The sequence below is a fragment of the Mesorhizobium sp. RIZ17 genome (assembly GCF_051127865.1).
GTDB lineage: Bacteria > Pseudomonadota > Alphaproteobacteria > Rhizobiales > Rhizobiaceae > Mesorhizobium > Mesorhizobium humile.
Window position 1 is genome coordinate 769703 of the sequence record NZ_CP147861.1, and the last position, 23824, is coordinate 793526.

The 23824-nt window shown below is 65.4% G+C and carries 21 protein-coding genes; 11 read left to right on the forward strand and 10 right to left on the reverse strand.

Annotated elements, in window-relative coordinates; all coding sequences use genetic code 11:
• Positions 1–55 precede the first annotated feature (55 nt).
• Complete coding sequence (locus WDX12_RS03770) at positions 56–1282, reverse strand: CmpA/NrtA family ABC transporter substrate-binding protein (RefSeq protein WP_434723974.1); 1227 nt, start codon at positions 1280–1282, stop codon at positions 56–58.
• The gene (locus WDX12_RS03775; RefSeq protein WP_434723975.1) at positions 1279–1881 is read right to left on the reverse strand and encodes an ANTAR domain-containing response regulator; all 603 of its coding nucleotides are present in this window, start codon (positions 1879–1881) and stop codon (positions 1279–1281) included. Before WDX12_RS03775 ends, WDX12_RS03770 begins: the two co-directional genes overlap by 4 nt.
• 147 nt (positions 1882–2028) lie before the next feature.
• On the opposite strand from WDX12_RS03775, the gene WDX12_RS03780 reads away from it, so the two are divergent.
• Complete coding sequence (locus WDX12_RS03780; RefSeq protein ID WP_434723976.1) at positions 2029–2751, forward strand: Crp/Fnr family transcriptional regulator; 723 nt, start codon at positions 2029–2031, stop codon at positions 2749–2751.
• A gap of 14 nt (positions 2752–2765) precedes the next feature.
• Here WDX12_RS03780 and WDX12_RS03785 read toward each other — a convergent pair whose 3' ends face one another.
• From WDX12_RS03785 to WDX12_RS03800, 4 genes are read right to left on the reverse strand one after another with little or no spacing between them, the layout of a single operon-like run.
• On the reverse strand, positions 2766–3209 hold the full coding sequence (locus WDX12_RS03785) for a hemerythrin domain-containing protein (RefSeq protein ID WP_434723977.1): 444 nt from the start codon (positions 3207–3209) through the stop codon (positions 2766–2768).
• Between the two features lie 23 nt (positions 3210–3232).
• Entirely contained in the window at positions 3233–3364 is a 132-nt protein-coding gene (gene cydX, locus WDX12_RS03790) for a cytochrome bd-I oxidase subunit CydX (RefSeq protein ID WP_320296837.1), read from the reverse strand.
• A gap of 20 nt (positions 3365–3384) precedes the next feature.
• Entirely contained in the window at positions 3385–4539 is a 1155-nt protein-coding gene (cydB, locus tag WDX12_RS03795; protein ID WP_434723978.1) for a cytochrome d ubiquinol oxidase subunit II, read from the reverse strand.
• Between the two features lie 12 nt (positions 4540–4551).
• Positions 4552–6123, reverse strand: a complete 1572-nt coding sequence (locus WDX12_RS03800) for a cytochrome ubiquinol oxidase subunit I (protein WP_434723979.1) — start codon at positions 6121–6123, stop codon at positions 4552–4554.
• Between the two features lie 101 nt (positions 6124–6224).
• On the opposite strand from WDX12_RS03800, the gene WDX12_RS03805 reads away from it, so the two are divergent.
• Together WDX12_RS03805 and WDX12_RS03810 are read left to right on the forward strand one after the other, a co-directional pair.
• Complete coding sequence (locus WDX12_RS03805) at positions 6225–7823, forward strand: ATP-binding cassette domain-containing protein (RefSeq protein ID WP_434723980.1); 1599 nt, start codon at positions 6225–6227, stop codon at positions 7821–7823.
• On the forward strand, positions 7820–9418 hold the full coding sequence (locus WDX12_RS03810) for an ATP-binding cassette domain-containing protein (RefSeq protein WP_434723981.1): 1599 nt from the start codon (positions 7820–7822) through the stop codon (positions 9416–9418). The genes WDX12_RS03805 and WDX12_RS03810 overlap by 4 nt, the downstream gene beginning before the upstream one ends.
• 80 nt (positions 9419–9498) lie before the next feature.
• Here the strand turns inward: WDX12_RS03810 and WDX12_RS03815 are convergent, their stop codons facing one another.
• The gene (locus WDX12_RS03815; protein WP_434723982.1) at positions 9499–10998 is read right to left on the reverse strand and encodes a helicase HerA domain-containing protein; all 1500 of its coding nucleotides are present in this window, start codon (positions 10996–10998) and stop codon (positions 9499–9501) included.
• Positions 10999–11261: 263 nt separating this feature from the next.
• Between WDX12_RS03815 and WDX12_RS03820 the strand changes: the two genes are divergently transcribed.
• The gene (locus WDX12_RS03820; RefSeq protein ID WP_434723983.1) at positions 11262–11534 is read left to right on the forward strand and encodes a hypothetical protein; all 273 of its coding nucleotides are present in this window, start codon (positions 11262–11264) and stop codon (positions 11532–11534) included.
• A 51-nt stretch (positions 11535–11585) separates the two neighbouring features.
• On the opposite strand, the gene WDX12_RS03825 is transcribed toward WDX12_RS03820, so the two are convergent.
• Positions 11586–12071, reverse strand: a complete 486-nt coding sequence (locus WDX12_RS03825; RefSeq protein WP_434723984.1) for a hypothetical protein — start codon at positions 12069–12071, stop codon at positions 11586–11588.
• A gap of 187 nt (positions 12072–12258) precedes the next feature.
• On the opposite strand from WDX12_RS03825, the gene WDX12_RS03830 reads away from it, so the two are divergent.
• A complete protein-coding gene (locus WDX12_RS03830; protein WP_320296845.1) occupies positions 12259–12624 on the forward strand; it encodes a RidA family protein in 366 nt (121 codons plus the stop codon).
• A 69-nt stretch (positions 12625–12693) separates the two neighbouring features.
• Positions 12694–13917: an amidohydrolase/deacetylase family metallohydrolase gene (locus WDX12_RS03835; protein ID WP_434723985.1), complete on the forward strand. Its 1224-nt coding sequence runs from the start codon at positions 12694–12696 to the stop codon at positions 13915–13917.
• Positions 13918–14203: 286 nt separating this feature from the next.
• Here the strand turns inward: WDX12_RS03835 and WDX12_RS03840 are convergent, their stop codons facing one another.
• Together WDX12_RS03840 and WDX12_RS03845 are read right to left on the reverse strand one after the other, a co-directional pair.
• Entirely contained in the window at positions 14204–15994 is a 1791-nt protein-coding gene (locus tag WDX12_RS03840) for an NAD(P)/FAD-dependent oxidoreductase (RefSeq protein WP_434723986.1), read from the reverse strand.
• Between the two features lie 217 nt (positions 15995–16211).
• Entirely contained in the window at positions 16212–17159 is a 948-nt protein-coding gene (locus WDX12_RS03845; RefSeq protein WP_320296848.1) for a MurR/RpiR family transcriptional regulator, read from the reverse strand.
• A gap of 274 nt (positions 17160–17433) precedes the next feature.
• Between WDX12_RS03845 and WDX12_RS03850 the strand changes: the two genes are divergently transcribed.
• From WDX12_RS03850 to WDX12_RS03870, 5 genes are all read left to right on the forward strand, one after another.
• A complete protein-coding gene (locus WDX12_RS03850; protein WP_320296849.1) occupies positions 17434–18261 on the forward strand; it encodes an ABC transporter ATP-binding protein in 828 nt (275 codons plus the stop codon).
• Positions 18258–19106 (forward strand): ABC transporter permease, encoded by an 849-nt coding sequence (locus WDX12_RS03855; protein WP_434723987.1) that lies wholly within the window; start codon positions 18258–18260, stop codon positions 19104–19106. The genes WDX12_RS03850 and WDX12_RS03855 overlap by 4 nt, the downstream gene beginning before the upstream one ends.
• 64 nt (positions 19107–19170) lie before the next feature.
• Positions 19171–20343, forward strand: coding sequence for an ABC transporter substrate-binding protein (locus WDX12_RS03860; protein ID WP_434723988.1), 1173 nt, complete (start codon positions 19171–19173; stop codon positions 20341–20343).
• A gap of 305 nt (positions 20344–20648) precedes the next feature.
• Positions 20649–21740, forward strand: coding sequence for a Gfo/Idh/MocA family protein (locus tag WDX12_RS03865; RefSeq protein ID WP_434723989.1), 1092 nt, complete (start codon positions 20649–20651; stop codon positions 21738–21740).
• A gap of 202 nt (positions 21741–21942) precedes the next feature.
• Complete coding sequence (locus WDX12_RS03870) at positions 21943–23379, forward strand: amidase (RefSeq protein WP_434723990.1); 1437 nt, start codon at positions 21943–21945, stop codon at positions 23377–23379.
• Positions 23380–23824: the final 445 nt, after the last annotated feature.

Here is a 23824-nt window from a genome sequence, read left to right on the forward strand (position 1 = left end):
GGCTTAGACATGCCGCATAAATTTTGTGCAACGCACAAGATTGACGCGCAAATGATCAGGCGCGTTTCTGGTCGTCAATATAGGCGTCGATCCTATCCGGATCGAAGATCTGGCCGTCGAAGAATCCATCAGGACCAAGCACGAGACTTGCCCCGGCGGAACCGACCGGCGTCGCGACCTTCAGCGCGCCCTCGACTTTGGCATTGGCGCCGGGCAGCGCGACGCCGAGCGGCTTCAGCGCCGAGCGGTAGAGGTCGGGCCGGTAGCAGTCGCGGGCAATGGCGAGGTTTTGCGGCGTGTGCGGCAACTGCCCCCAGCGCACCATCTGCGTGTAGAACCAGAGCGCGTGGCTCTTCCAGGGAAAATTCGCCGCCTTGTCGAAGGGCAGGAAGAAATCCTCGACGCGCCGTTCCGCGCCGCCGCCAAGCTGAAGCTGCCCGGTCAGGACAGGCATCTGGATCGTCTCCGGCTGCCCGAGAAAGGCGGGCCTTGCCATCAGCGCGGCCAGTTCGCCGCGGTTCGCCGGATCCTGGCACCAGCGGGCGGAATGATGCAGCGCTCTCAGCAGCGCCGCCAGCGCCTCCGGGTTTTCCTCAGCCCAGGCTCTGCGCGCGCCGATCACCTTTTCCGGGCTGTTGCGCCACAGCAGCGCCTTGACGGTGACGATGTGGCCGGTGCCCGACGCGACCGCAGCGCTGTTCCAGGGCTCGCCGACGCAATAGCCGTCGATGCGGCCGGCGACCAAAGCATCGGCCATGAAGGGTGGCGGTACGATGACGATCTCGATGTCGCGGTCGGGATCGATGCCGCAGGCGGCGAGCCAGTAGCGCAATTCGTAATTGTGCCCTGAATGCGGATGCACGACGGCAAAGCGCAGCGGCTCGCGGTCGGCGCCCGCCCGTTCGCGGATCAGCGCGCCGAGCGCCGCCCCGGCGCGCGCGGGGTCGAGGTCAGGCACAGCGCCGTGTGCCGCCATGCCTTCCCACACGGCGTTGGAAACGGTGACGCAATTGCCGCCGAGCCCGAGCGAGAACGGCACGATGGTCTCGGAGGCAAGAGGCGTGAGACCTAGGCTGCAGGCGAGCGGCATCGGCCCCAGCATATGCGCGATATCGAAGTGGCCGATGGCGATGCGGTCGCGGATGTTGGCCCAGGAGGTCTCGCGTTGCAGCTTGAGCTCGATGCCCTCGCGAGCGGCAAAGCCCATCTCGGCGGCGACGACCAGGACGGCGCTGTCGAACAGCGGCATGAAGCCGGCGGTAATCTCGTGCGCCATGCTCATTCGCCCTCCAGTGGATCCAGCAATCCCGCCGCGGTCACCAGGCTCTGGGCGATATCGGCGATCTTGCGGTTCTGGTTCATGGCGGTCTTGCGCAAGAGCGCGTAGGCCGCCTCCTCGCTCAAGCCGCGCGACTTCATCAAAATGCCCTTGGCCCGGTCGATGACCTTGCGGTTCTCGAGCTCGCTGCGCGCCTCCTCCAGTTCGCGCGCCATGCGCGAGAAGGCGTTGAAGCGGCTGATCGCCATGTCGAGGATCGGCTTGATGCGTTCCTTCTTCAGCCCGTCGACCACATAGGCGGACACGCCGGCATCGACGGCAGCCTCGATCGAGGCCTGGTCGGAGCGGTCGACGAACATGGCGATCGGCCGCTTCACCGCGCGCGAGAGCTGGAACATGTTCTCCAGCATGTCGCGGTTGGGGTTTTCGAGGTCGATGACGATGACGTCCGGCTCGATCTCGGCAATGCGCCGGGCAATGCCAGCCACGTCATGGACCAAAGTAACATGGCGATGGCCGGCGTCCCGCAATCCGGCCTCGATGATCGAGGCGCGGATGCGGTTCTCGTCGATAACAAGGATGGTCAACGAACCGGCGGACATGCGCCTATTGTGCAGGTGGGCCGGATTTGTGCAATGCGGTAGTCGACTGGAGGGGGATTCCAGCCGCCCTCAGGGTGTGAACTGCGACGCTATCGCGCCCAACCCTGCGTTGCCGCTGCCGGCCGGGAATATTATAGGTGTTCCATCGTGCGCGAGGATATTCACACGACGGGCGTCCCAGTGCTCTGCGCTTCATGCGAGGCGCGGCACCGCGGCATATGCGGAGCGCTCAATTCCGAGCAGCTCGCTGCGCTCGCCAAATCGACGAAGCGGCACAAGGCCGAGGCCGGCAAGGAACTGGTGGGCGATTCCAGGAGCGTCGAGCGTTTCTCGAACGTGCTTTCAGGTGTCGTGAAGCTGACCAAGACGCTTTCCGACGGCCGCCAGCAGATCGTCGGCCTGCAATTTGCTCCCGATTTCCTCGGCAGGCCCTTCCAGAGCGAAAGCACGCTCACCGCCGAGGCCGCGACCGATGTCGAACTGTGCTCGTTCCCGCGCCAGACGCTGGAGCGCATGATGAAGGAACAGCCTAACCTCGAGCATCGCCTGCTCGAGCAGAAATTGCGCGAGCTCGATCAGGCGCGCGACTGGATGGTGGCGCTCGGCCGCAAGACGGCCGCCGAGAAGATCGCGAGCTTTCTCTTGATGATCGCGCGCAACATCGATCCCGCGGTCAGCCCGGAAGGCCGTGGCGCGGCTTTCGACCTGCCGCTGTCGCGGGCGGAGATCGCGGATTTCCTCGGGCTCACCGTCGAGACGGTGAGCCGGCAGATAACCCGGCTGCGCGGCGAGAAGATTATCCGCGTCGAGAACAACCGCCACGTCATCATCGACGACATGTCACGCTTGGCCGCGCGGGCCGGAGACTGACCCACAGCATCCCTTTACGGATCGCCGAGCACCTCGGGCAGCACATGGTCGCGTTCGAAGGCGATATGGCGGCGCATCGATTCGAAAAAGGCGCGCAACATATAGCCGAACGCCTCGGGATTCTCGATCGGCCGCCCGTGGCCGTGGACCAGCAGTGCCTCGCTGAGATCGGCCGCGGCGCTTTCGTCTTCGAGATGCTCGAGCTTCAGCCGCTCGACGGTATCTTCCTCGCCGGTTCGCCGCGCAAAGACCGGGAAGACGACCTCTTCCTCAAAGCGGTGGCATTCACGCAATAGCGGCAAGAGGTCGGCCGCCACGGCGAGACACTGGAGCCGGTCGACGCGCGACGGCAAATCGTCGGCGATGCCTTCGAGTATGTGGCAGAGCGCAAGTTTCTGCACATGCGCCCGCCTCATATCCGCCGGGCTGCGCAGCGGTTCCGACCTTTCGCCCGTCATGATCGCTCCTCCGCTGCGCTCGCTCAGGGTGTGGGCAAGGCGACGGTGTCCTTGACGGGTTCTTCACGGACGGTGCGCAGCTCATACCAGAGCGCGTTGAGGATGCCGACGGATGCGGCCAGTCCGAGGCCGAGGATCCAGGAAAAATACCACATGGTCAGAAACTCCTTTTGGATCAGTAGGCCGACGAGCCCGCTTTTTCGATGCTCTTCTCGCCGACCTTGCCCCACAGCACGCTGTAGACCCAGGCCGTATAGGCAAGGACCAGCGGCATGAAGATCGCCGTGGCGATCAGCATGTTGCGCAGCGTGGCGCGGCTCGACGAGGCGTCGAAGACCGCGAGCGAATGGCCGGGATTGCTGCTCGACGGCAAAAGGATCGGGAACATTGCCAGGCCTACCGTGGCGATGATCATCGCCACGCCAAGCTTCGAGGCGATAAAGGTCCACCCTTCGAGCCGCGCCTGGAAACCGGCGGCGGCAAGCAATGGCGCGGCGACGCCGAGCCCGGGCACGATCCAGAGCAGCGGGTGGGCATGGAAGTTCGCCAGCCAGGCGCCGCCGTCAACCACCACCGTTTTCAGGAGCGGATTGGACGGCCCATCCCAGACGATCGGCGACGTCACGCGGTAGCCGCCGAGCAGGCCGAGCGAGACCAGCCCGCCGCCGCCGGCAAAGAGCGCCGCCGTGACGATTGCCGAGCGCGCGCCGATGGCGCGGGCGCGGTCGGCGACGCTGCCTTCCGCCTTGAAGGTCAGCCAGGCCGCGCCATGCGTCACCAGCATGGCGAGCGAAACCAGGCCGCAATAGAGCGCCAGCGGATTGAGCAGCCCGAAAAGGCTGCCTTCATAGATCGGGCGCAGGTCCGGCGTGAAGTGGAACGGGACACCCTGCAACGTGTTGCCGATGGCGACGCCGAAGATCAGCGCCGGCACGGCGCCGCCCACGAACAACGCCCAGTCCCAGCGCGTGCGCCAAGCGGGGTCCGGCCGCTTCGAGCGGTATTTGAAGGCCACCGGGCGCATGATCAGTGCCAAAAGCACCAGGAACATGGCGAGATAGAAGCCGGAGAAGCTGATCGCGTAGAGCGCCGGCCATGCGGCGAAGATGGCGCCGCCGCCGAGGATGAACCACACCTGGTTGCCTTCCCAGACCGGGCCGATGGTGTTGATCGCCACCCGCCGCTCGGCGTCCGTCTTGGCGACGAAAGGCAGCAGCGCGCCGACGCCCATGTCGAACCCGTCGGTCGCGGCAAAGCCGATCAGAAGCACGCCGAGCAATATCCACCAGATCACGCGCAGCGTTTCATAGTCGAAGAGAAATTCGATCATCGTCGTGATCCTTCATTCTGCCGGTTGCATGGCCGGGTCGGCGTTCGGGCGCAGGTCGTCGATGACCTTCGCGACCTCCGGCCCCTTGCGGATGGCGGCCAGCATCAGCCTGACCTCGATGACGGCGAGCACGCCGTAGACGAGCGTGAAGCCGGCGATGGTGAGCAGAAGATCGCTGACGCCGAGGTCCGACGTCGCAAGGAAGGTCGGCAGCACGCCGTCGATGATCCATGGCTGGCGGCCGAACTCGGCCACGAACCAGCCGACCTCGATGGCGATCCATGGCAGCGGCATGGCGATGAGCGCGGCGCGGAACAGCCAGCGCGGCGCTTCGGTTTCCCGCGTCGTGTGCCACAGCGACACCGCGAACAGCGCCAGCAGCGCGAAGCCGCAGGCCACCATCAGGCGGAAGCCGAAGAAGAGCAGCGGCACATAAGGCACCGTCGACCAGGCCGCGTCCTTGATCTGCTGTTCGCTCGCCTGCCGCGGATCGGGCAGGTAGCGCTTGAGCAGCAGCGCGTAGCCGAGATCCTTCGAGCTGGCGTCGAAGGCGGCGCGGGCGGCGGTATCGTTGCGGTCCGCCTTGACCTTCTCCAGCGCGTCATAAGCGACCATGCCGTTGCGGATGCGGACTTCCGCATGGGCGACGAGCTCGTCGATGCCGGCGATCTGCTTGTCGAACGAGCGCGTGCCGATAATGCCCATCACCCATGGGATGTGGATGGCGAAATGCGTTTGGCGATCGCTCTGGCTCGGGATGCCGAACGCCGTGAACGACGCCGGCGCCGGCTCGGTCTCCCACATGGCCTCGATGGCCGCGAGCTTCATTTTCTGGTTGTCGGTCAGCGCATAGCCGCTCTCGTCGCCGAGCACGATCACCGACAGCGCCGATGCCACGCCGAAAGCCGATGCGATCGCGAAGGAGCGCTTGGCGAGTTGGACGTGGCGTCCCCTCAGCAGGTACCAGGCCGATACGCCGAGCACGAAAGTGGCGGCGCAGACATAGCCGGCGGAGACGGTGTGGACGAATTTCGCCTGCGCCACCGGATTGAAGATCACCGCCACGAAGTCGGTGACTTCCATGCGCATCGTGTCCGGATTGAAGGCCGAGCCGACCGGGTTCTGCATCCAGCCATTGGCGATCAGGATCCACAGCGCGGAGAAGTTGGTGCCGAGCGCCATCAGCCAGGTGACGATCATATGCGCGCGCGGCGAAAGCCGGTCCCAGCCGAAGAAGAACAGCCCGACGAAAGTGGCCTCGAGGAAGAAGGCCATCAGCCCCTCGATGGCGAGCGGCGCCCCGAACACGTCGCCGACATAGTGCGAGTAATACGCCCAGTTCATGCCGAACTGGAATTCCATGGTGATGCCGGTGGCAACGCCGAGGGCGAAGTTGATGCCGAACAGCACGCCCCAAAACTTCGTCATGTCACGCCAGATGGTCCGACGGGTCATCACATAGACGGTCTCCATCATGGCGATCAGGATGGAGAGGCCGAGTGTCAAAGGCACAAACAGGAAATGGTAGAGGGCCGTCAGCGCGAACTGCAGCCGCGACAGGTCGACGAGAAGAAAGTCGGACATGGGAGCATCCCTTCTGGATATCGCCTCATAGCGCCGATCGAAGATCGGGGACTTGATCTGGATCAATTCCTTTCCTCCCCGCATGTGAGAAAAACCCGGCCATGAGACCGCCCGCCGTTTCCGTGCCAGCCCGTGATCCAGCCGCCTCGATAGTGGGGCATTTCCACGCGCTCGCCGCGGCCCGACAACTGGCAAAGCCAGGTTTGCGCCGGCTGCTCGCCCTCCAGATCGCCCGCACCGCGCTACGACTTGGCTTCGCCGCCATGGCGGCCATGGCGGTGGGCCGGCTCGTCATGGGGCAGCCCGTTGCCTCCTGGCTGGTCCCGGTCACGATTGCCCTTCTCGTGGCAGCCTGCCTCGCCGGGTTTGTCGCCGACCGGGCGCAGGCCTCTGGGGAGACTGCCGTGTCGATCGGCCTGCGCGAGCTGGCGGGCAAGCGGCTGGACGAGATGCCGGCGCGTCAGCTGCAGTCGCTTTCGGTTGGCGGCGTCATCATGTCGATGCAGCGCCACCCCGAAGCCATCGCCGCCCTTGTCGTCGGCCACCGCGCGGCAAGCGCAATGATGGCGGCCGGGCCGCTGCTTGCGGTGGCAACACTTTTCCTCGTCTCATGGCAGGCGGCCCTGCTGGTCATCTGCCTGACGCCGGTGATGATCGTGTTCTTCGCGCTGATAGGCGACGCCATCCGCCGGCGCGCCGACGCCCAGGAACGCGCCTTCGGCCGGCTGGCCGGCCAGTTCGCCGACCGTATCCGCACCTTGCCCACGATCCTTGCCAATCATGCGATGGCCAGCGAAGAGGCAAAGCTCGCCCAACGCCTCGAAGCCTATGCGGGCAACACGATGGGCGTACTGCGGATCGCTTTCGCCAATGCCGGCATCATCGATTTCTTCGCCTCGCTCTCGATCGCGATCCTGGCCGTCTTTCTCGGTCTCGGGCACCTGAAGCTCGCGACGATCCCCGGCTTCTCCAATCTCGAACTCTGGCAGAGCCTGTTCATCCTGATGATCGCGCCGGAATATTTCGCGCCGTTCCGGCGCTTCTCCGAGCAGTACCATGCCAAGGCCGAAGGACTGGCGGCGGCCGCGGCATTGGACCGGCTGCTCGACGCCGAGCCGGTCGCAGCGAAGTCCTTGCCGTTGCTCGACCGGTTGCGCCTGACGCTGCCGGCGCACGGCCTCGTCGCCGTCGTCGGTCCCAGCGGGTCAGGGAAATCGACCTTGCTGCGCCGCCTCGCCGGCCTCGAACCGGGCGCCCATCTATTGGCCGCCAAGGAGATCGCCTGGGTTTCAACGGACGCCTATGTGCCCGAAGGAACGCTGGCCGGGGCCATTTCGTGGAATGCCGGCGCGCCGGACCGGATCCGGCTGGAGGATGCCGCCCGCGCGATCGGGCTGCTCGACGACGCGCTGCTTCCCGGTGGCCTCGATGCCAGGCTGGACAGAGGCGGCGCCAATCTTTCGGGCGGCCAGCGGCTGCGCATCGCGGTCGCCCGCGCGCAGCTTTGTGGACGAACCGTGCTGGCCGACGAGCCGACGGCCAAGCTCGACCGCGAGATGGCCGAGGCGGTGCGGCGCATGCTGCTCGAGATTTCAGGCACGCGGCTGGTCATTGTGGCGACGCATGACCGGGACCTTGCCGCTGCGGCGGACATTCTGGTCGATCTCACCCGTGACGATACCGTCGAGGTGGCGGCATGAGCGCTGCATATCAGTCATCGAGCCGGACGTCGTGGCGGCTGGCGACGGGCTTTGCCTTCGCCGCCCTGGCCTGCGCCATATTGCTCGGCGGCGTTTCGGCCTGGCTGCTCGGATCGGTGGCGATCGCCGGCCTGTCCGCCGCCGCCTTCACCTTCAACTTCCACATCCCGGCGGCCGTGATCAGGATGTTCGCGGTCGGCCGTACCGCGGCACGCTATGGCGAGCGGCTGACCGGGCATAAGGCAGCGCTCGCCGATCAGGTGGCGCGGCGCGTCGAGCTCTTCGCCGCCATGGCGGCGGCGCCGGCCGTGCGCCGGGCCGGATGGCAGCTCGGCGACGATGCGCGCCTCGCCGACTATCTCGACGACGTCGAGGACCTCGACTACGCCAGGCTGCGCGCCGGGCTGCCGGCGCTGACGCTTGGCTGCGGCCTTGTCGTCCTGATCGCGGGCTCGGCGGTGCTGGCGCCTTTGTCCCTGCTGCCGATCACCCTTTTGCTGCTTGCCATCCTGTTCGCGGGGAACCGGGTGGCCAAGGCTGGCGCCATGGCATGGGGCGAGACCAGGTCGCTGCGCCGCGGGGGCGCAGGCAGGCTTGGCGCGGCCATGGCGTCAGCCATCCCGCTGAACGCGGAAGGCGCTTGGAGCCGCGAACGCGCCGAAGCCCTCGCCGCGCTCTCCCGCGCCGATGGTGCGCTGCTTGCGCTTCGCCGGTTGCAGGCCCTGCTCGACATGATCGCGGCGGCCTTCGGTCCGGTTGCCGGCATCAGCGTGATGGCGGCCGCATGGCATGCCGGCAGGCAGGGCAGCGAGCTTCTTCTGCCCATGCTGCTCGCCTTCTCCTGGCTGGCGCTGGGCGAAGCCATGAATGGCGCGTCGCGCATGCTGGTTGCCGTGCTTCGCCGCAACGCCGCCGGCGCCGAGATCGGCCAATGGACGCGCGGCGCCACGGCCGACAGACGCGAATTCGCGCCGGATGACATCAAGCCCGGCCTGCTGCGGCACGGCGCGATGCAGCGTCGAGCACCTGACGGCCGGGCGATCGGGGCGCCCATCTCCCTGCTTTTCGGAACGGGTCAGCCAACGATGCTGGTCGGGGCAAGCGGCTCGGGCAAGACCAGCCTGCTCAAGCAGATCGCCGGCTGGATCGGCGACGATGCCCTTGCCGCCGGCGACTGCATCCTGTCGGCGAGCGAGCGTCGGGCGCAAGCAGCGCTCGTCCTGCACGACGCGGTCATCCTCGAAGACACCGTCCGCGCCAATCTCTTCGCCGGCGACGTCCCGGACGCGGCACTCTGGCAGGCGCTGGAAGCCGTCGAGATGGACGGTCGTATCCGCGAGGCCGGCGGGCTGGACGCCTGGATCAGGCAGGACCGGTTCTCGCTCGGCGAGGTGCAGCGCATCAATCTCGCCCGCGCCTGGCTGTCGACCAAGCCGCTCATGCTGCTCGACGAGCCGACCGAGCACCTCGACGATACGCAGGGAGCGCGCATCCTCGAGCGGCTGCTCGCCCGCTCCGGCGATCGGATCGTCGTCGTCTCAACCCATCGGGCACCGCCGCTTCGCGGAGCCCGCACAATCGCATTGCGGCCGTGAATGCGATCCCCAGCCATCGATCGACAGAACGTGCTTGAAGCGCCTGATCCTCAGCCGCGCAGTTACCCTGCCGCCAGCTGTCAGGCCGCCGAGCTGCCCTGCTCCGCGTCCACGGCGTTCGGGTCGCCGGGCGCCGTCGCCCAGGCGAGCTCGACCAGCGTTACGGTGCGCCGTCCGGTGCCGTCGACCTGGCAGACGATCAGACCCTGTTCCTCGATATAGTCGAGCAGCCGGCGCGCGCGGCGCAGCGAATGCGAGCCATACGCGCGCGCGATCGCCGCATCGCTCGGGCATGGCCAGCCTTCCTTGGCGGCGCGCGCGATCATCATGAACACGCCCTGCATGTCCTCGGGCAGCAGCGAAGCGCGCACGGACACGTCGCGCCAGGCGTCGTCCTCGGCCATGTCGGAGCCGACGCCGGCACGCGCCCGCGTCAGCATGCGGCGGAATTCCGAAAGATCGGGCACCACCGAGGCCAGCCCTTCGATGCGGCAGCGGACCACGAATTCCTGGTAGAGCACGCCGATGACGCGGAACCCGGCATCCGGCTCGGCCAGGATGGCGCGCAGGATGCGGTCCATCCGCTCGCGCCGCTCGGCGAGGTCCTCGGCGCTGGGCTGCGGCTCCGCCGGCTCGGGGCGGATGTCGAGAGGCGCGGCCTTGGCCGCCATCAGTTGGTCGAGCAGGTCGGGCGAAGGCCGCCGCTGCGGCCTGACCGTCTCCGGCGGCGGCGCCGCGAGGATGATCGAGCGCGCATCCTCCAGCATCGCTTCCGGCAGCGGCATCAGCCGCGGCGTGCCGTTGCGGGGGCTGGTTTCGGTCTGGCCGATGCGCAGGCTGAGCGGACGGCGCGACAAGGCGGGCCCAAGCGCCATGAAGTGCCCGCGCTCCAGGTCGCGGAAAGCCTCCGCCTGGCGCCGCTCCATGCCGAGCAGGTCGGCCGCGCGCGCCATGTCGATGTCGAGGAAGGTGCGGCCCATCAGGAAGTTGGAAGCTTCCGCCGCGACGTTCTTGGCGAGCTTCGCCAGCCGCTGCGTGGCGATGATGCCGGCAAGCCCGCGCTTGCGGCCGCGGCACATCAGATTGGTCATGGCGCCGAGCGACAGCTTGCGTGCCTCGTCCGAGACCTCGCCGGCGGCGGCGGGCGCGAAGAGCTGCGCCTCGTCGACCACCACAAGCATCGGATACCAGTGGTCGCGCGCGACCTCGAACAGCCCGCCGAGGAAAGCCGCAGCGCGCCGCATCTGGTTTTCGGCATCGAGCCCCTCGAGGTTAAGCACCGTCGAGACACGGTGGATGCGCGCCCGCTCGCCCGCCGCCTGCAGGCCGCGCTCGGTATGCTCCTCCGCGTCGATGACCAGATGTCCGAAGCGTTCACCCAGCGAGACGAAATCGCCCTCGGGGTCGATGATGGTCTGCTGCACCCAGGGCGCGCTCTGTTCGAGCAGCCGGCGCAACAGATGCGACTTGCCGGAGCCCGAATTGCCCTGCACCAGCAGGCGGGTCGCCAGCAACTCCTCAAGGTCGAGGGCCGCCGGCGCGCCCGCGCTCGTCTGCCCCATCTCGATTGCAACCGTCATATTTCGACTCAGAACGCCTCCATGCGCGCAAGGGGCTTATCAACCGAAGTCTGGCGCGTCGAGGATGGCCGCGCATGGCTGGGGCGGTGTTCCACACCTATGGGCGGGTCAGGTCGTCCCATGGGCGGGCGTCAGCCCGTCCTTATGGGGCGAATGGCGGCAGGCTGTCGGCAATCACTCTGGTCGGACCACCATTTCTGTGGCGCCGGTCAGCCATTGGGGTATCATCTTGCCGGGACAGGGTTCATGGCAGGAGGAGGCCGATGGACGTTGCTGCCGAAGTGCCCGTTGCCGCGTTAACGGTGCAAGATCTTGTAACGTTTGCCCTTTCGAAATTCCGCGCCGGCGACACAGTCTCGACGCGCGCCATGCTCGATGCCATCCGTCGTTCCGATCCGGCCTGCGACGACAGCGACGATCACCTCGTCGAGCTGATCGTTATGGCGGCAATTGGTAAGACCATGGGCGTCGTCTTCGACCACCGCTCGCCCGACGAGCGGTTGCCGCTTTCTGAAGGTATTTCCCTGCGGGCCTAGGTGGTGGTGAGCGTTAGATCTGTTAAGATTCAGGTCTGAATCTCAACAGATTTAGCTGCCCAATGGATGCGGCATATAACCGACGAAACCGGCGATCTTCCAGCGTCCGCCGACCTTGCGGCAGAAATAGAGCGTCTGCCATTTGAGCCGGTCGACGCCGCCATCGGCCTTGGCGACCGAACCGTCGAACTTCTTGTGCAGCACCGCGCGGTCGCCGTCGACATCGATGTCGCGCATGTTGGTGGCACGGAAAAGCGCCTCGCGCAGCGGTTCGGCGAATTTGGTCGCCGCAGTTTCCTTGGCCTGCCGCAGCCATTCGTCGCGATAGACCTCCAGCCTCGGGAACTGCAGCCGCCAGGCGTCGGCATTGGCGAGGAAATGCGCATGCATGCCGAAGAAGCTCTCGGCGATGAAATCGTCCTCGACCATCGACCAGTCCTGACCGAGGAAGGCATCGATGTCGCGCCGCACCAGCATTTCCCAAAGCGCGTGGCGGTCGGCATCGCCTTCCGGGAACGGATTCTTGTCGAAGGTCATGCTGAATCTCCCCTCACATGTGCACCGAACGGACGCGGCGTCGAGCGCAGGATGCTCAGGCTTCTGTAATAAAGCAACATGGATTTCGAAAAAATGTTGCTTTCCGACATTGCCTCTATGAGGATCATGCCGACAAGCGTAGACGGCTATATCAACGGTCCCGCTCGATCGCCAAGAGGAGGCTCACTTGCCCAAGCAATGTTTCGGAAAATCGCATGTTCCGCTCTCGCCCGCCGTGCGCGCCGGCGATTTCGTCTATATCTCCGGCCAGGTGCCGGTGGGCAGCGACGGGCTCGTGGTGAAGGGCGGCATCGCCGAGCAGACCGAACAGGTGCTGCAGAACGTCACGGCGGCGCTGGCGCTCGCCGGCTGCACCATGGACGATGTGGTGAAGACCACCGTCTGGCTGGAGGACGCGCGCGATTTCGGAACCTTCAACACCGTCTACGCAAAGCATTTCCCCAAGGATCCGCCGGCGCGCACCACGGTCGAGTCGCGCCTGATGATCGACATCAAGATCGAGGTCGAGGCCGTCGCCTATCGGCCGGTCTGATCGCTTGGAGCAATTCCAGGAAAAGTGCTTAGCGGTTAGAAACAAGCACACAGGGCGGGGAGAGCACCGATGCAGTTCGATCTCCTGATCAAGGGCGGGCGCGTCATCGATCCCGCATCTGGCCTGGACGCGCAACGCGACGTCGCCATTGCGGATGGCCGCGTCGCCGCGATCGACGCCGCTATCGATGCGGAGTCGGCTGGTGAAGTCGTCGATGCCAGGGACTGCATCGTCACGCCCGGCCTCGTCGACCTGCACAGCCATGTCTACTGGGGCGGAACCTCGCTCGGCGTCGATGCCGACCGGCTCGCCGCCAAGAGCGGCACCACCACCTTCATCGATGCAGGCAGCGCCGGCGCCGGCAATTTCCTCGGCTTTCGCCGCCACGTCATCGAACGCTCGAAGGTCCGCATCCTCGCCTACGTCAACATCTCCTTCGCCGGCATATTTGGCTTCGCCAAGACCGTGTCGGTCGGCGAATGCAGCGACCTCAGGCTTTGCGAGCCGCGCGAGACGGTTGCCGCGGTGCGCGAACACGCCGATGTCGTCGTCGGCGTCAAGGTGCGCTCCGGCAAGCATGCCGGCGGCTTGAGCGGCATCGCGCCGGTCGACCTCGCGCTCGAAGCCGCCGATAAGGTCGGCCTGCCGCTGATGGCGCATATCGACGAGCCGCCGCCCGGCCGCTCGGAAGTGCTGCCCAGGCTGCGGCGCGGCGACATCCTAACCCACTGCTTCCGGCCGTTCCCCAACGCGCCGGTCTTCGCGTCGGGCGCGGTGCGGCCGGACATGCGGCTGGCGCGCGAGCGCGGCGTCATCTTCGACATCGGCCACGGCATGGGTTCGTTCGATTTCGAGGTGGCGAAGGCGATGCTCGCCGAAGGTCTCGCGCCCGACGTCATCTCCAGCGACGTGCACCTCTACTGCGTCGACGGCCCGGCCTTCGACATCCTGGTCTGCATGTCGAAGCTGATGGCGCTCGGCATGCCGCTGGTCGAGGTGCTGCGCGCGGCGACCGTGAACCCCGCGCAGGCGATTGCCCGGCCCGAGCTCGGCACGCTGAAGGTCGGCGGCATAGGTGACGTCGCGGTGCTGAAGTTGCAGCCCGGCCGCTTCACCTTCGTCGACGCTGTCGGAGTGTCATTGGTCGCGGATCAGCGCCTGGTCTCCAACGGCATCGTCATCGGCGGCAAATGGTGGCCGAACGACACGACGGATCACAATGAGACCGAGCGCTTCGAAGCGCATGCGCATCACACGCATGTGGATGTGGCGGCCGGGCATTTTGGGAAGTGATTAGCCAATCTCCCCCCTTGTGGGGGAGATGCCCGGCAGGGCAGAGGGGGGCGCGAAGGATCGCGGCGGCCCAGGATCAAGGTTCCTCGCCCCACGAAGTGGGGAGAGGTGGCTCGGCAAAGCCGAGACGGAGAGGGGAGCGCCCTACGAAGGCCCCCTCTCCGTCCGCTTCGCGGACACCTCTCCCCCGCCCTTGGCGGGGGCGAGGAACCTCAGTTTTGAAACGCTGGCGGACAGCGCCCCTCTGGCCTGCCGGCCATCTCCCTCACAAAGAGGATTACCCACGTCACCGCCTTGCATTACTCGCCTCCCCATAGACAGGCGTCGCAATCCCTTCCATCCGCGCCTTGAGTTGCAGCGCCACATATTTCGAGTAGAACCTCGACAGCGCCAGATTCCCGCCATGGAACCACAGCGCTTCCTGCGCCGTCGGCTTCCACATGTTGCGCAACTCGCCCTGCCACGGCCCCGGGTCGCCCTTCACGCCGGAGCCGAGGCCCCAGCACGGGCCGACCTTGTCGGCGACCTCGCGCGAGACGATCGCAGCCACCGTCTCGTTCATCGACTGGTAGCCGGTGCAGCAGACAATCGCATCGACTTCCAATTCGCTGCCGTCCTCGAACAGGATGCCGCTCGGCGTCAGCGATTTGATGCCGATGCCGCCCTTCACCTTGATCTCGCCGTTCAGGATCAGCTCGCAGGCGCCGACATCGATGTAGTAGCCTGAGCCGGTGCGGTAGGCCTTCATCAACAGCCCGGTCTCGTCCTCGCCGAAGTCGATGGCGAAGCCGCTGTCGCTGAGGCGCTGGTAGAAATCCGCGTCGCGCGCCCGGATGACGTCAAAGAGCGCGCGCTGGCCCTTCGGCACCAGCGCGAAGGGCGTGGAGGCGACGATCATGTCGGCCTTGTCGGTGGTGATGCCGCGCGCCAGCGCCTTTTCCGAGAATATCTCGAAGCCGACATCCATCAGCGTGTCGGATTTCACCACGGTCGTCGGCGAGCGCTGGACCATGATGACCTTGGCGCCCGCTTCCCACAGATCGACGCTGACATCGTGCCCCGAGCTTGCAGCACCGATCACCGCGACGCGCTTGCCGCGGAACTTCTCGCCGGTGGAATACTGGCTCGAATGCAGAAGCTCGCCCTTGAAGCTTTCCGCTCCCGGCAATTCGATCTGCCGCGGCGGACCATAGGCGCCGGTGGCGAAGACGATGTGCTTCGGCTTCAGCGTGATGCGCTGGCCGACGCGATCGACCACGACGGTCCAGATCTTCTCGGCCTCGTCATAGGCGGCGCTAATGCATTTGGTGGCCACCCAATAGTTCAGCTCCATGACGCGGGTATACATTTCCAGCCAGTCGCCCATCTTGTCCTTGGGCGTAAAGACCGGCCAGTTTTCCGGAAACGGAACATAGGGCAGATGGTCGTACCAGACCGGGTCGTGCAGCACGAGCGAGCGATAGCGGTTGCGCCAGGAATCGCCGGCGCGCGCATTCTTCTCGATGACCAGCGCAGGCACGCCGAGCTGCCGCAACCGGGCGCCCAGCATGATGCCACCCTGCCCACCGCCGATCACCAGGCAGTAGGGCTGCTCATGCACGCCGAGATCGCGCGCCTCGCGCGCTCTTGCTTCCGCCCAGGTCTCGCGCTTGGGGTCGGCCTTGTGGCGGATGCCGAGCGGCCGCGCAGGTCCCTTCTGCTCTTCGAAACCCTTGAGCTCGCTCATCGCCGTGAACAGCGTGCGGCAGCGGCCATCCTTGAGCCGCAGGATGCCCTCGCCGCGCGCCACCGTCGTCTCGAAGGTGAACCAGGCCTCGACGGTGCCGTCGTCAACGCCTGGCTCCCCGGAGAGATGCCAGTGCGACGGCCACGCTAGATGGAGCGTGGCCTTCAGCATCTCGCGGATCGCGGCCTGCCCCTCCATGGTCTTGATGTTCCATGTGAAGGTCAAAAGATCGCGCCAGTAGCAATCCTCCGCGAAGAGGTTCGTCGCCGCCTCGATATCGCCGGCCTCTAGCGTGCGACCGAACGAGCCGAGCCAGGTTGCCGCCTGTTGCGATGGTGCGATGTCGAGCATTTGTTCTTCGTTCCCTATCTGCAGTTCGAATTCTTTGTCGAAGCCGGTGGCGCCGCCTTCCCTTCTCCCCTTGTGGGAGAAGGTGGATCGGCGCGTCAGCGCCGAGACGGATGAGGGGTGCTCCAGCGGAGTGAGACGCCGGCTTTCCCTGGAACACCCCTCATCCGACCTCGCTTCGCGAGGCCACCTTCTCCCGCAAGGGGAGAAGGGATAGTCGCTAATCTCCCAGCGGCTCCATCTCCTTACCTGTCCGATGGATCTGGGCGTTGTATTTGATCCGGCGCACCGTCTCGCGCGCTGGGCCGTCGATCCTGTAGGCGGTCGCCACCGCCAGAAGGTCGATGGCCGCCAGGAAAGCATAGCGCGACGCCGTCGGTTTCAACGTGTCGGGATATTCGGGAACAGCCATCGTCAGCCGCACGTCGCAGACGCGCGTCAGCTCGGTGTCGGGCGCCGTCACGCAGATCGCGTTGGCACGGTAATGCTTGGCGAGCTCCACCGCTTCGATCACTTCCCGGGTACGGCCGGTTGCCGAAATCGCGATCACCAGGTCGCCAGGCTTCAGCGTCGAGGCGGTCATGCGCATCAAATAGGGATCGCATTGCGCGCTGATCGTGATGCCATAGCGAAACAGGCGGTATTGTGTCTCTTGCGCCAGCGCCGACGAGCTGCCGCCGAGGCCGAACACCGTCACCTGCCGCGCCTTGGCGATCAGTTCCGCCGCCTTCTGCAGCTGTCCCGGATCGATCTGCCGCTCCGCCTCCTGCAGCGCGCGCCGCGCCTCGCCGAACACCGCGTTCCAGAACGGCATGCCGCTGTCGCTGTTCGCGGGCTGTGGTTTGGTGCTGAGATAGAGCGCGCCAACGACGAGGCTCTGCGCCAGCTTCAGCTTGAAATCGCGCACGCCGTCGCAGCCGATGGCGCGGCAGAAGCGGGTGACTGTCGGCTCGCTGACCCCTGCGCGCTGGGCAAGCGCGGCGTTGGAAGCGCCGACTGCATATTTGACATCGTCGAGCACGACATCGGCGACGCGGCGCTCGGCCGGCCGCAGTTCCGCATAGCTGTCCTTCACCTGCGAGATGATATCGGGAAAGCGCCGGACATGGTCGTGTCGGTCGCCGTCCTCGTCGGTCGTTCGCAACGTCTGGCTGTCAGCTTCGGTCATTGGCCAGTCCTCCCCAGCCCGCTTCGGGACCTATCATCTTCGCGATTATCCGCCCGCTGGCCATAGGCAATCAACCGAAGCGAGTATGTAGGAAAGTAACACACATCGCAAGAGATCATAAAATGTCGATAAATCATAAGCTTAGATAGAGACTGATTGAAGCTGATTGCTTCCGTTCTTCGCCGCCGCTTGACAGTAAAGTAGGATAGTTACAGACTGATTTCGCGGACAGATGGGGCCTCGGCAACACATCGCGCAGTCTCCGAGGGGGAGCATGAGTACGGCAAGCGCAAGAACGCCGAAGCTCGGCGTGCAGGCAGCGACCAAGGTCTATCAAACGGCCTCTGGCGATCTTCTGGCGCTGGACCGCTGCAGCCTGGATATTCAGCCCAACGAGATCGTCTCGATCGTCGGCCCCTCCGGTTGCGGCAAGACCACGCTGTTATGGTCGATGTCGGGCCTGCATCGCCTGACCGCGGGCGCGATCCTGCTCGACGGCAAGGAGATCACCGGCCCGCGCCCCGAGATCGGCATCGTCTTCCAGGAAGCGAACCTTTTGCCCTGGCGCAATCTCGATGCCAACATCAACTTCCCCTTCGAGATCAAGGGCGAGAAACCCGACCGCGCCTGGATCGCGCATCTGCTCAATCGCGTCGGGCTCGATGGCTTCGGCGGCAAGTTCCCGCGCGAGCTTTCCGGCGGCATGCAGCAGCGCGCCGCGATCGTGCGCGCGCTGGCGCTGAAACCTTCGGTGCTCTTGATGGACGAGCCCTTCGGCGCGCTCGACAGCTTCACCCGCGAAGAGATGAACCGCCTCGTCGAGGAGATCTGGCTCGACACCAAGACCACCATCGTCTTCATCACCCACAGCATCGAGGAAGCGATCTTCCTCTCCGACCGCGTGGTGGTGCTGACGACAAGGCCGGGCCGCGTCGCCAAGGTCTACGACGTGCCGTTTCCGCGGCCGCGCTCGCTGGAGATCATGGCGACGAAGGAAGTCTTCGACCTCACCAACAAGATCAAGATGGACATTGTCGGCGAGCGCGTCCGGCCGATCGCACCGGAACGGCCGTCGGCCGAAATCGTGAGGATCAGGCCGTGAGCGGAGGCGACGCCATTCCGGAATTCTCGAAGGCCAAATCGGGAGACGGGCAGGACGTCAGCCTGACCAATCTTTCGGCCTTCGCCAGCGGCCCCGGCATCAAGTCCGGCGCCGAGGTGGCGGCGATCCTCGCCGTCGCGGTGGTGATCATCGGCGGCATCGAGCTGGCGCTGCGCATCTTCCACGTGCCGCAATACATCATGCCGCCGCCGAGCTCGATCGCCTATGCCTTGTTCGACGAGTTCCCGCTGATCGCGCCGCATCTCGGTTATACGCTGGTCGAGCTCGTCTCAGGCTTCGCCATCGGCGCCATTGTCGGCCTGGTGATGGCGGCGGTGATCACCCAGTTCCCTTTCGCCGAAAAGATCGTCGCGCCGTATATCCTGATCCTCGTCACCACGCCGATGCTGGCGTTGGTGCCACTGCTCATCCTGCGCTTCGGCTTCGGCTACACGCCGCGCATCATCGCCGTGGCCCTGGCTGCCGGCCCGATGGTGATGATCAATGCCGCGACCGGCTTCCGCCGCGTCGACAGCGCCAAGATCACTTTGGCCCGTTCCTATGGCGCCAGCACCTTGCAGATCTTCTGGAAGATCCGTGCGCCGATGGCGCTGCCGATGATCCTGGTCGGCCTGATGATCGGCGCGATCTTCGGCCTGCTCACCGCCGTCGGCGCCGAGATGGTCGGCGGCGGCTTCGGCCTCGGCAACCGGCTCACCTCGTATTCGTCGATGATCCAGATGCCGCAATTCTTCGCGGTGGTGCTGATCCTGTCGACGCTCGGCATCCTGATCTACGTGCTCTTCTTCCTGATCGGCAAGAAATGGGCGAGCTGGGAGACGTGAGCGCGAAAGGATGAAGTCGCCCGGGAGGCGGGCGAAGGCAAGCAATCAACAAAAGGGGAGTGCCATGACCAACGACAATCCGATCCATTCCAACGTTCCGGCCGGCATCAGCCGCCGCTACTTCCTGCAGGTGACGGCGGCGGGCGTCGTGACCGCCACCGCGCTCGGCGCGTCCGGCCTGAAGGCCAGGGCGGCGGGCTATGAGAAGTTCACCTGGATCTCCCCGCGCGGCACGCTCGAAGTGCTGGACGACTATCCCTATTGGTCGGCCAAGAAGGCGGGCTATTTCGGCGACCTCAACACCGACATGCAGCCGGGCCCGTCGGATGGCACGGCGACGGTGAAGTTCGTCGATGTCGGCCAGGCCGACATGGGCTTCCCCTCGCCCGGCGTCTTCTCTTTCGCCATCCAGAACGGCATGAAGCTGAAGTCCGTCTTCCATATGGGCGCGCGCGACACCTTCAGCCTCGCCTTCCGCAAGGGCCAGGGCACCAACAACCTCAAGAACCTCGAAGGCAAGACCATCCTGCTCGGCTCCGCCGCCTGGCAGGCGATCGTCGATCCGCTGCTTGCCGCCCAGGGCGTCGACATCAAGAAGGTGAAATATGTCGAGGCCGGCTGGCCGACCTGGGGCACGGCGCTCGCCGGCGGCCAGGGCGACGCGGCGCTGTCCTGGGAGGGGCTGCGCGCCGAATGGATCGCCAAGGGGCTCGACTTCGAATACTGGCTGGGCGTCAAGAATTCCAAGCTGCCGGCCAACACTTTCGTCGTGCGCGCCGCCGACCTCGAGGACGCCGACAAGAAGGCCTTCCTGGAGAAATACCTGCGCGGCTGGGCGATGGGCCTCGAATTCGGCTACCAGAACCCGCGCGCCGCGGTCGAAGCGGTGTTCGAGCAGTTCCCGACCTTGGCCAAGAACCTCGGGCCGGAGCTTGGCACCACCTCGATCCTGCAGCAGATCAACGTGTTCCGCGGCGACATGGACAAGCGCGGCGGCTGGGGCTCGCACGACATGGCGAGCTGGCAGGGCTTCTTCGACGAGATCCTCAAGATCGGCCAGATCACCGCGCCGGTGAAAGCCGAGGACGTCTGCACCAACGACCTCATCCCGGCCGCCAACGACTTCGACAAGGCCAAGGTCAAGGCCGATGCCGACGGCGTAAAACTGTCGGAGGGCTTTGCCGCGCTCGACGTCGACAAGATCAAGGCGCACCTGTTCGACTCGGCGGTGAAGTGAGGCTCCTTTCCTCTCCCTCCGGAGGGGGGAGAGGTGGCGCCGCGAAGCGGCGACGGAGTGGGGGGAGGCGTCGCCAACGCGTAATCGCTGCAAGACAGGCACAATCTGGTGGGCACCTCAGGCGCGCGGCGAAGGTCGACCCCCGCTCCGTCGAGCTTTGCTCGACACCTCTCCCCCGATCGACGGGGGAGAGGAAGGAGCCGGTAATGAGCGGCGGCCCTGAGCTAAGGTGGTTGTCTCGGATAGACATACGAGCGGCGATCGATCGCCGCCCATGATTGAATCAAGAAATTTGGGAGGCTGACATGGCCGACAAGGTAAGAATTCTGGTGGTTGGTCTGGGCAATATGGGCGCTTCGCATGCCAGCGCCTATCACCGCTCCGACGGCTTCGAGATCGTCGGCATCATGAGCCGCAACATCAAGAGCAACAAGAAGATCCCGAAAGAGCTTGCCGGCTACCCGCTCTATGAGGACTTCGACCTGGCGCTGAAGGAGACCAGGCCGGACGCGGTCTCGATCAACAGCTGGCCGAACACGCATGCCGAATACGCGCTGAAGGCGATCGCCGCCAACTGCCACGTGTTCATGGAAAAGCCCTTGGCCACCAACATCGCGGATGCCGAGAAGGTGGTGGCCGCGGCGCGGGCGAAGAACCGCAAGCTGGTGCTGGGCTACATCCTGCGCGTCCACCCGTCCTGGATCAAATTCATCGAGGTCGGCAAGACGCTCGGCAAGCCTTTGGTGATGCGCCTGAACCTCAACCAGCAGAGCAGCGGCACCGCCTGGCATTGGCACAAGAACCTGATCGACTCGCTGATCCCGATCGTCGATTGCGGCGTCCACTATGTCGACGTCATGTGCCAGCTGACCGGCGCCAAGCCGGTGCGCGTGCACGGCATTGGTGCAAAACTCTGGGCCGAGGCCGACAAGCAGAATTACGGCCATTTGCACGTCACCTTCGATGACGGCTCGGTCGGCTGGTACGAAGCGGGCTGGGGCCCGATGATGAGCGAGACGGCCTATTTCGTGAAGGACGTGGTCGGCCCCAAGGGCGCCGTCTCGATCGTCGCCGGCCAACAGGCAGGCGGCGCCAAGGATACCGAGGAGGTTTCCGATTCCGCCGACATCGACCGCCACACCAAGACCGACGCGCTGAAGATCCATTACGCGCAGGTCGACGGCGACAAGAACTTCTCCAAGCCCGACGAGATCGTCAGCATGGAGGACGAGCCTGGACATCAGGAGCTTTGCGACCGCGAGCAGGCCTTCTTCTTGCGCGCCATCCGCGAGGACCTCGATTTGACCGAGCAGATGGATGCCGCGGTCAACAGCCTGCGCATCGTGCTGGCGGCCGAGCAGAGCATCGCGGAAAAGCGCACCGTCGAGCTGGCCTGAGGGTTCTCGGTCAAGGGAGCGCCACGCCCCCTCATCCGGCCGCTTCGCGGCCACCTTCTCCCCGGTGGGGAGAAGAGATTGGCGCCGGCGCCGACAATCTCCTCTCCCCACCGGGGAGAGGTCAGCCGAGCGAAGCGGAGGCTGGGTGAGGGTGAGTCCGAGCCAGTTCTCAGCTGACGGCACTACCAAGTGGGAGGAACACATGGCTGCGATCTCGAAGAGCTTGCTCGAAACCTACACCCAGTCCGACGCGCTGGCACTCGCCGGACTGGTGAAGCGCGGCGAGGTTTCCCCGGCCGAGCTTGTCGAAGCTGCGATCACCACGATCGAACGCCTCAACCCACAGCTCAATGCCGTCATCCATCGCCTCTACGACATGGCACGCGCCCAGGCAAAAACAGTGGACAAAACCGCGCCCTTCGCCGGCGTCCCCTATCTGCTCAAGGAGCTCGCTTCGTCCTGGACCGGCGCGCCCCTCACCAATTCCTGCCGCTATCTCAAGGATTTCGTCGCCGATTCCGACAGCGAGGTCGTGGGCCGCATCAAGGCGGCGGGCCTTATCCTCGTTGGCAAATCCAACGCGCCGGAGAATGGCTGGTCGATCACCACCGAGCCAAAACTCTACGGCACGACGAAGAACCCGTGGAAGGAAGGCATCACGCCGGGCGGCTCGAGCGGCGGCGCCGCGGCCGCGATCGCCTCGGGCATGGTGCCGATCGCCGAGGCCAGCGACGGCGCCGGCTCGATCCGCGTGCCGGCTTCCTGCTGCGGCATTGTCGGCCTGAAGCCATCGCGCGGCCGCGTCAGCCTGGCGCCCTTCGGCGATTATTGGTATGGCGGCGCCTATTTCCTCTGCTGCTCACGCACCGTGCGCGACACCGCCGCCTATCTCGACGCGGTGGCCGGCGCCCTGCCCGGCGACGCCTACACACCGCCGGTGCCGGAGAGCAGCTGGCTCAGCCTTTCCGCGCGGGCGCCGAAGAAACTGCGCATCGGCTTTACCGTCACGCCGCCCAACGGCACGGCGATCGATCCTGACGTCAAGGCGACCGTGCTCTCCACGGTCGCCACGCTGGAACGCCTCGGCCACGATGTCGAGGAGCACGACATGCCGCTCGACGCCGATACCATATGGAAAACCTACACCGACATGACCTGCGTGCAGACGGCCGCCACTTTCGGTTTTCTGGAGACCCTGGTCGGCCGCCCCCTGACGCCGAACGATGTCGAACCGTTGACCTGGGCGATCATCCAGCGCGGCCGCGCGACCAGCGGCATCAAGCATATTTCCGATGTCGAGCAGTTGAGGCTGATCGGCCGCGACATCGTCGGCGACCTCAACCCCTATGACATCTTCATCACCCCGACGCTGACGCAGTTGCCGCGCCCGCTCGGCTATTACGACATGTCGGAAACCGACCTCGATCGCTACAACGCCAAATGGAGCGACGCGGTCTTCAACTTCCCCTTCAACATCTCCGGCCTGCCGGCGATCTCATTGCCGCTCGGGCAGTCGGCCGGTGGGGTGCCGATCGGCGTGCAGCTCGTTGGCCATTACGGCGACGAGGCGACGGTGCTGGCGCTGTCATCGCAGCTGGAAGAGGAAATGCCCTGGAAGGGCCGGCGGCCGGCGCTGTAGGCATCCCCCTTGTCCGGCAAGGCTATCAACGTCCGTTGGGGTAGTCAGCGCAAACGCCGGCGATGAGCTGAAGGCTCCTGAACCTCGTCATTCCAGGGCGGAGCAAGGAGCGAAGCGACGCGCGCAGACCCTGGAATCCATTCCGTTACCTGGACCGAAGTGTGCAACCGTGCAGAATTCTGGACCGCCACGGCGCTTCCAAGTCGCGGCATGGATCCTCGGGTCTGCGCGCGTCGCTGCGCTCCTTGCTCCGCCCGTGGATGACGACCGCGATAGGCATCTCGGCCAATCGCCGAGGCATGGGATCTGCCAACGCACATTAGCCAACCGGAGCTGGCGGGCCGGGCCAGTCAAAACCCCTATAAAATTCCTATATCTTTCCCACCCGCTCCGTCTCGAACCTTTATGGCGATCGGGTCCATATTTCACTCCGAAAAGAAGCTTC